Source organism: Streptomyces apricus, from assembly GCF_008369065.1.
GTDB classification, from domain to species: Bacteria; Actinomycetota; Actinomycetes; order Streptomycetales; family Streptomycetaceae; genus Streptomyces; species Streptomyces apricus.
The window spans coordinates 1-7,431 of record NZ_VDFC01000048.1; the positions used below are offsets into that span (position 1 = coordinate 1).

At 74.7% G+C, this 7,431-nt stretch carries 6 protein-coding genes; 3 read left to right on the forward strand and 3 right to left on the reverse strand.

Annotated features, from left to right (window positions below; all coding sequences use genetic code 11):
* Positions 1-644 precede the first annotated feature (644 nt).
* On the reverse strand, positions 645-1,253 hold the full coding sequence (locus FGF04_RS29720) for an Rv1733c family protein (protein WP_149514455.1): 609 nt from the start codon (positions 1,251-1,253) through the stop codon (positions 645-647).
* Positions 1,254-1,493: 240 nt separating this feature from the next.
* Here FGF04_RS29720 and FGF04_RS29725 point away from each other — a divergent pair, with 240 nt between their 5' ends.
* Positions 1,494-3,875: a phosphoketolase family protein gene (locus tag FGF04_RS29725; RefSeq protein WP_149514456.1), complete on the forward strand. Its 2,382-nt coding sequence runs from the start codon at positions 1,494-1,496 to the stop codon at positions 3,873-3,875.
* Positions 3,876-3,976: 101 nt separating this feature from the next.
* Here the strand turns inward: FGF04_RS29725 and FGF04_RS29730 are convergent, their stop codons facing one another.
* On the reverse strand, positions 3,977-4,747 hold the full coding sequence (locus tag FGF04_RS29730) for a ferredoxin reductase (protein WP_149514496.1): 771 nt from the start codon (positions 4,745-4,747) through the stop codon (positions 3,977-3,979).
* 31 nt (positions 4,748-4,778) lie between these two features.
* Positions 4,779-5,384, reverse strand: a complete 606-nt coding sequence (locus FGF04_RS29735) for a sulfite oxidase-like oxidoreductase (protein WP_149514457.1) — start codon at positions 5,382-5,384, stop codon at positions 4,779-4,781.
* 258 nt (positions 5,385-5,642) lie between these two features.
* Here FGF04_RS29735 and FGF04_RS29740 point away from each other — a divergent pair, with 258 nt between their 5' ends.
* Both FGF04_RS29740 and FGF04_RS29745 read left to right on the forward strand, forming a co-directional pair.
* Positions 5,643-6,563: an NADP-dependent oxidoreductase gene (locus FGF04_RS29740; protein ID WP_149514458.1), complete on the forward strand. Its 921-nt coding sequence runs from the start codon at positions 5,643-5,645 to the stop codon at positions 6,561-6,563.
* Positions 6,560-7,423, forward strand: a complete 864-nt coding sequence (locus tag FGF04_RS29745; RefSeq protein WP_149514459.1) for a GNAT family N-acetyltransferase — start codon at positions 6,560-6,562, stop codon at positions 7,421-7,423. The genes FGF04_RS29740 and FGF04_RS29745 overlap by 4 nt, the downstream gene beginning before the upstream one ends.
* Positions 7,424-7,431: the final 8 nt, after the last annotated feature.

The following is a 7,431-nucleotide window of genomic DNA, read 5'->3' on the forward strand; positions in this document are numbered from 1 at the left end:
CCGGGGGAGGGGCCCTTCCGGGCCCTGGGGCCGGCCGTACGGGGGCCGGCTCCGGGGCGGAGCCGGTTGGGTCAAGTCCGGTGGCTGCTGGCTGCTGCCTGCTGGCCGGTGTGCCGGTCCGGTCTGCCGACCAGACCCGGCGACTCGGTCCGGCTGGCCCGTCGGCCAGATCGGCCAGGTCGGCCGGGTCGGCCCGACCGGGCCCGTCGGTTCAGCCGGGTCCGCCGCCCCCGGTCGGGCCCGTCGGCTCAGCCGGGTCATTTCGGTCCGCCGGTCCGGTCGGACCCGTTGGTTCTGCTGAGTCCGTCGCCCTCGGTCGGCCCCGTTGGCCCAGCCGGGTCGTTCGGGTCATTCGGTCCGGTCGGGCTTGTTGGTTCAGCCGGGTCTGTCGGCCCCGGTCAGGTCCTTCGGATCTGTCGAGCCCGTCGGTTTGGCCGGGTCCGTCGCCCCGGCCACACCCGTCGGCCCGGTCGGGTCCGTCGGTCCAGACGGCCCGGTCGGGCCCGCCGGTCCGGTCGGTCTCGTCGCCCCCGGTCGGCCTTGTCGGCTCAGCCGGGTCATTCGGTCCGTCGGTTCGGCCGGGTCCGTCGCCGCGGCCGGTCCCGTCGGGCCAGCCGGCCCAGTCGGGTCCGTCGGAGAGGGCGTCAGGTGTGGTTTCGGGTCCAGTTCGGGCCCGTGTGGGACCAGGCGCGGTCCCATTCGGCCAGCCTGCGCCGCATGGCGCACCGGCGCACGAGCGTGTGCAGGGCCAGCACCACGGCCGCGGCCACCGCGGCACCGCACGCGCCCACCGCCAGCGCGTGCTGCCAGATCACCGTCCGGCTCGTCGGGGCGGGGACGACCCTGTCCCGGCCGTCCACCCAGACGTACGTGTGGTCGCCGACCCCCACGGCGGGCGGCACCCGGGTCGTCGCGGTACGCGGCCGCTCGCCCGGCTCGCTCCAGCGCACGTTCACCCGGTGGACGGGCCGCCGGTCCCCCTCGGCGCCGGGCACCGATGCGGAGTGGGAGTGGCTCCCGACGACCTCGGCGCGCACCCGGTGGCGTTCGGCGCGCTGCTCCGCCGCCGTGGCCCGCGCCGTGTCGTACGCGTGCCACCCCGCGGCGAGCCCGGCCAGGGGCGCCCCGACGCACAGCACGACGGCGACGGCGAGAGCGGTCCACGCCTCCACCACGTCCGACCGGCGCCGCAGCGGATTGTGCCGCTGCCGCCGCCGTCCGCCCACCCGCGTCCGTGACTCCCGCGTGCGCATGTACCGCCTCCTTCGCACCGTCGTACCCAGAACATGTGCCCCGCATGGGCCGAACGGACCCCTTCGAGGGCCGGTTCGGTACTCCCGCCCGGGCGGCACCGGGACGAAAGTGACCGTCACCGGGTCCGGACGGCCGAACGACGGGCCCGTCACGACTGATCGGCGCGTGGTGTGGAACCCATGTCCCATCCCCTTCGAAACCCCGAATCCTTTGCCCCCTTCGAACAGGAGACCTTCCCCATGGCCAAGGACCGCATGGCAGCGCTCGACGCGCACTGGCGTGCCGCCAACTACCTGGCCGTCGGTCAGATCTACCTGCTCGCCAATCCACTGCTGACCGAACCCTTGCGGCCCGAGCACATCAAGCCGCGGCTGCTCGGCCACTGGGGCACCTCGCCCGGCCTCAACCTCGTGCACACCCACCTCAACCGGGTCGTCGCCGAACGCGACCTCGACACGATCTGCGTGTGGGGGCCCGGCCACGGCGGTCCCGCCGTCCTCGCCAACTCCTGGCTGGAGGGCAGCTACACGCAGACGTACCCCGACATCACCCGGGACGCCGCCGGCATGGAGCGGCTCTTCCGGCAGTTCTCCTTCCCCGGCGGGGTCCCCAGCCACGTCGCCCCCGAGACCCCCGGCTCCCTCCACGAGGGCGGCGAACTGGGCTACTCGCTCGCCCACGCGTACGGCGCGGCCTTCGACAACCCGGACCTGCTGGTCGCCTGCGTGATCGGGGACGGCGAGGCGGAGACCGGACCGCTCGCCGGTTCCTGGCACTCCAACAAGTTCCTCGACCCGGTCCACGACGGCGCCGTCCTGCCGATCCTGCACCTCAACGGCTACAAGATCGCCAACCCCACCGTCCTGGCCCGCCTCCCGCGCGCCGAACTCGACGAGCTCCTGCGCGGCTACGGGCACGACCCCATCCACGTGTCCGGCGACGACCCCGCCCGCGTGCACCGGGAGCTGGCCGAGGCGATGGACCTGGCGCTGGACCGCATCGCCCGCATCCAGCAGGAGGCCCGCACCGGCCGGAAGGGCCGCGGCGAGAAGGGACGCGGCGGGCAGGACGGGCGGCCCCGCTGGCCCGTCCTCGTCCTGCGCACCCCGAAGGGCTGGACCGGCCCCGCCGAGGTCGACGGGCAGCCCGTCGAGGGGACATGGCGCTCCCACCAGGTGCCGCTCTCCGGCGTCCGCGAGAACCCCGAGCACCTGCGGCAGCTGGAGGCCTGGCTGCGCTCGTACCGTCCCGAGGAACTCTTCGACGCCGACGGCCGCCCCACCCGCGCGGTCCTGGACTGCGTGCCCGAGGGCGATCGCCGGCTCGGCGCCAACCCGCACACCAACGGCGGCCTGCTGCTGAGCTCCCTGCCCCTGCCGCGCCTGGAGGACTTCGCCGTCCCCGTCGACAAGCCCGGCGCGAGCACGCACGAACCCACCCGCGTCCTCGGCGGTCTGCTCGCCCGGGTCATGGCCGACACGAGTGAGCGGCGGAACTTCCGGGTCGTGGGCCCCGACGAGACCGAGTCGAACCGGCTGGGCGCGCTCTACGAGGCGACGGGCAAGGCCTGGCAGGCCGGCACCCTCGACACCGACGAGCACCTCGCCCGCGACGGCCGCGTGATGGAGATCCTGTCCGAGCACCTCTGCCAGGGCTGGCTGGAGGGCTACCTGCTCACCGGACGGCACGGCTTCTTCTCGTCGTACGAGGCGTTCGTGCACATCGTCGACTCCATGGTCAACCAGCACATCAAGTGGCTCAAGACCTCGCGGGAGCTGCCGTGGCGGGCGCCGCTGGCCTCCCTCAACTACCTGCTGACCTCGCACGTGTGGCGCCAGGACCACAACGGCTTCTCGCACCAGGACCCGGGCTTCGTCGACCACGTCCTCAACAAGAGCCCGGAGGTCGTACGGGTCTACCTGCCGCCGGACGCCAACACCCTGCTGTCCGTGGCCGACCACGCCCTGCGCAGCCGCGACCACGTGAACGTGATCGTCGCGGGCAAGCAGCCCTGCTTCGACTGGCTCTCCATGGAGCAGGCCCGCGCCCACTGCGCCCGCGGCGCCGGCATCTGGGAGTGGGCCGGCACGGAGAACGGCGACCGCGAACCGGACGTGGTCCTGGCCTGCGCCGGCGACGTGCCCACCCAGGAGGTGCTCGCCGCGGCCTCACTGCTGCGCACCCACCTGCCCGACCTGGCCGTCCGGGTCGTCAACGTCGTCGACATCGCCCGGCTGATGCCGCAGGGCGAGCACCCGCACGGGATGCCGGACCGCGAGTACGACGCCCTCTTCACCGCGGACAAGCCGGTGATCTTCGCGTACCACGGTTACCCCTGGCTGATCCACCGGCTCGCCTACCGGCGCACCGGCCACGGCAACCTCCATGTGCGCGGCTACCGGGAGTCGGGCACCACCACGACCCCGTTCGACATGGTCGTCCGCAACGACCTGGACCGGTACCGGCTGGTCATGGACGTCATCGACCGGGTCCCGGGACTCGCCGTGCGGGCCGCTGCCGTGCGCCAGCGGATGGCGGACGTCCGCACCCGCCACGACGCCTGGATCCGCGAGCACGGCACCGACCTGCCGGAGGTCGCGGACTGGACCTGGGCCGGCTGACGGCGGATCCGTCGGACGGACTGCCGCCGGACGGCGCTCCGTCCGGCGGCGGCGGTCCGTCCGGAACGGACGCTTCGGCCACGGTCCGGCCGATCAGCCGATCAGCCGAAGCGTTCGATCCGGATGCGGTCCACCGGCTGGCCCGCGTCCACCAGGAGGCGCGAGGCGTGCTCGGCGAACCCGTTCGAGCCGCAGACGTAGGCCTCCCAGCCGCCCTCGGGCGCACCGGCCAGCAGCCGCTCCACGTGCGCGGCCGACACCCGGCCCACGGCCGTGCCCCGCGGGGCGCTGCGGGTGAAGACCGCGGTGGTCTCGGGACCGTACTCCGACGCGTAGATCAGCTCCTCGGGAGCGCGCGCCGACACGAGCAGGCGCAGCGGCAGCGACAGGTTCCGCGCCCGGTGGTGGCGGACCATCGACATCAGCGGCACGACGCCGGACCCCGCCCCGAGGAGCACCGCGGGCCGGTCGCCGGGCCAGGCGAAGAAGCCGCTGAGCGGTCCGCGCAGCTCGACCTCGTCGCCGGGCTTCGCGACCGTGTGGAACCAGCCGGACACCTCGCCGCCGTCGACGTGGTCGAGGGTCAGCTCGATGTGCCCGCCGTCGTCGGGGGGCGAGGCGATCGAGTAGTGCCGCTGGGCCACGTAGCCGTCCTCGGCCCGCAGCCGCAGCATCAGGTGCTGTCCCGGCAGGTGTCCCGCCCACTGCGGCACGGCGAACCGGAACGTCGACGCGTGCGGCGTCTCCCGGCGGACCTCGGTGAGGACGGCGCGCTGCCAGGTGGCCGCGGCGCGGTTGCTCACGGCGATCCGGCCGGGCACGGCGAACCGCGTCGCGGGCGCCGCGGCTGCCGCGACCGTCGCGGGTGGCATGGGCGCCGGGGGCGTCAGGGGTGTCGGGGTCTCAGTCACCGGAGTAACGCTGCTCTTCCCAGGGGTTGCCGCGGTGGTGGTAGCCGTTCTGCTCCCAGAAGCCCGGCTCGTCGTGGTCCAGGAGCCGGACGCCCGCGATCCACTTGGCGCTCTTCCAGAAGTACAGGTGCGGCACGATCAGCCGCGCCGGACCCCCGTGCTCGGCGGGCAGCGGCCCGTCCCCGTACTCCCAGACGATCCAGGCCCGTCCGCCCGTCAGGTCCGCGAGCGGCAGGTTCGTGGTGTAGCCCGTGTGCGAGTAGGCGAGCGCGTGGGTGGCCTCCGCGGCCGGGCCTGCGGCTTCGAGGAACGCGTCGAGCGACACGCCCCCGAAGCGCACCCCGAACTTCGACCAGCTCGTCACGCAGTGGATGTCGCCCTCGTAGGCGGACGGCGGCAGCGCGTGCGCCTCGTCCCAGGTCCAGGTGCGCGGTGCGGCGACCAGCCCGTCGACGGTGAACGTCCACTGCGCGGGTGCCAGCTCCGGGGTGACCTCGGCGGACAGGACGGGCCAGTCGTCGCCGGCGTCGTACTGGCCGGGCGGCAGTCCCTCGGTGCGCACGCGCGGACGTCCGGCGAAGCCGCGGGTCACGTTCATCGGGTCACGCTCATGGAAGTGGTGCCTCCAGGCCGCCGCGGGCGGCCCTTGATCGTCAGGTACGCCTTCCACGGTACCGGCCTCGCCGACGTGCCCCGCCCCGGGATCATTGCCGCCGTATGAACACTCGCCGGATCCGGGCGGGGAAGGGAATAGCGGCACCCGCGATCTCCCTTGCCGATAGTGCCCGCCGGCCGGTGAACGCACCGGCCGGTGCCCATCGGCGTGAACCTCGGCGCGAAGGAGAGTGACGGAGCGATGCCCCAGGCGTACGTCTTCACCCAGTACGGCGGTCCGGAGACCGAGGCCCTGGTCGAGCAGGACCGGCCGGTGCCCGGCCCCGGCCGGCTGCTGGTCGCCGTCCGGGCGGCGGGCGTGAACCCCGTCGACTTCAAGCAGCGCACCGGCTACCAGCGGCCCGGTCAGCAGCGGCGCGCGCTGCCCGCCGTCTTCGGCAACGAGGTCGCCGGGGTCGTCGAGGAGGTCGGCGAGGGCGTCACCGGCTTCGCGATCGGGGACGAGGTCTTCGGCAACCCGGTCGCCGGCGGCTACGCCGAGTACGCCCTGCTCCCCGTGGAGGTGACCGCCCACAAGCCCGCGGGCGTCTCCTTCACCGACGCGGCCGCCCTGCCCGTGGCGGCGGCCACCGCCTACGACGGGGTGCGCCAGCTGGGCCTGCCGGCCGGCGCGACCCTGCTGGTCACGGGCGCGGGCGGCGGCGTGGGGGTCGCGGTCGTCCAGATCGCCCGCGCCGAGGGCCTGGACGTCATCGGCGTCGCGAGCGCGGGCAAGAAGGACCTGGTCGAGTCGCTCGGCGCGGCGCACGTGCCGTCGGGGCCGGACTTCGCCGAGGGCGTGCGGGCCCTGGCGCCGGACGGGGTGGACGCCGTGTACGACCTGGTCGGCGGCGAGGTCCTGCGGGCGGCGGCCGGACTGGTGGCGGACCGCACGAAGCTGATCACCGCGGGCGGCAAGGACATCGTGGCGGACCTGGGCGGCTCGCCCGTCGTACGGGCGCGTACCGCGGCGGTGCTCGACGAGGTGGCCCGGCTCGTCGTCGACGGCGCGCTGGACCCGCTGGTGACGCGGACCTTCCCCCTCGACGAGGCGGCCGAGGCGCTGCGCACCGTCGAGGAGGGCCACGCCCGCGGCAAGATCGTGATCGAGGTCGCCGCATGAGCGCGACGGAACGGGTGGCTACGGGTCAGGTAGCCGCGGACCGGGTGGCTACGGACCGGGTCAGCGCGGACCGGGTGGGCGCGGACCGGGTGGCTGCGGAGCCGGTGGCCACGGGCCCGGCCGGCGCGGACGGCCCGGCCGCCGCGGGCCATGTGCTGGACCACCCCGCGCGGGCCTCGCTGACCGGCCCGCACGCCCGCTTCGCCGAGCGCCGGGGCCGCGTCCTGCGCTATCCCGTCGACGTGTCCCCCTGGCTGGCCCTGCCCGAGGACCCCGACGCCGACGACTGGGCGGACGTCGCGGCCCTCGCGGGACCCGGCCAGGAGATCGCGCTGCCCGGCTTCCGGGGCGAGCTCCCGGCCGGCTGGGAGGCGACGTTCCACGTGGACGGCGTGCAGTTCGTGGACGACGGCCTGGCCGCGGCGCCGGACCCGGAGGCGGTACGGCTCGGCCCCGCCGACGTGCCGGAGATGCTCGACCTCGTCGCGCGCACCCGGCCCGGCCCGTTCCTGCCGCGCACGATCGAGCTCGGCACGTACCTCGGGATACGCCGGGAGGGCCGGCTCGTCGCCATGGCGGGGGAGCGGCTGCACCCGCCGGGCTGGACCGAGATCAGCGCGGTCTGCACGGATGACGGCTTCCGGGGCGAGGGCCTGGCGACCCGGCTGACGCTGGCGGTCGCCCACGGCATCCGCGCGCGGGGCGAGACCCCGTTCCTGCACACCGGGGCGGGCAACACCCGTGCCGTGCGGCTCTACGAGTCGCTGGGCTTCGCGCTGCGGCGCAGGACGAAGTTCCTGTCGGCCCGGGTCCCGGAGCTGCGGCCGGAGGCGGACGGCCGGTCGGTGGCGGTGGGCTGAGACGGGGG

Bases quoted from the DNA above. Each gene is read 5' to 3' on its own strand.
- FGF04_RS29720 (WP_149514455.1), bottom strand. From the start codon at position 1,253: ATGCGCACGCGGGAGTCACGGACGCGGGTGGGCGGACGGCGGCGGCAG.
- FGF04_RS29725 (WP_149514456.1), top strand. From the start codon at position 1,494: ATGGCCAAGGACCGCATGGCAGCGCTCGACGCGCACTGGCGTGCCGCC.
- FGF04_RS29730 (WP_149514496.1), bottom strand. From the start codon at position 4,747: ATGCCACCCGCGACGGTCGCGGCAGCCGCGGCGCCCGCGACGCGGTTC.
- FGF04_RS29735 (WP_149514457.1), bottom strand. From the start codon at position 5,384: ATGAACGTGACCCGCGGCTTCGCCGGACGTCCGCGCGTGCGCACCGAG.
- FGF04_RS29740 (WP_149514458.1), top strand. From the start codon at position 5,643: ATGCCCCAGGCGTACGTCTTCACCCAGTACGGCGGTCCGGAGACCGAG.
- FGF04_RS29745 (WP_149514459.1), top strand. From the start codon at position 6,560: ATGAGCGCGACGGAACGGGTGGCTACGGGTCAGGTAGCCGCGGACCGG.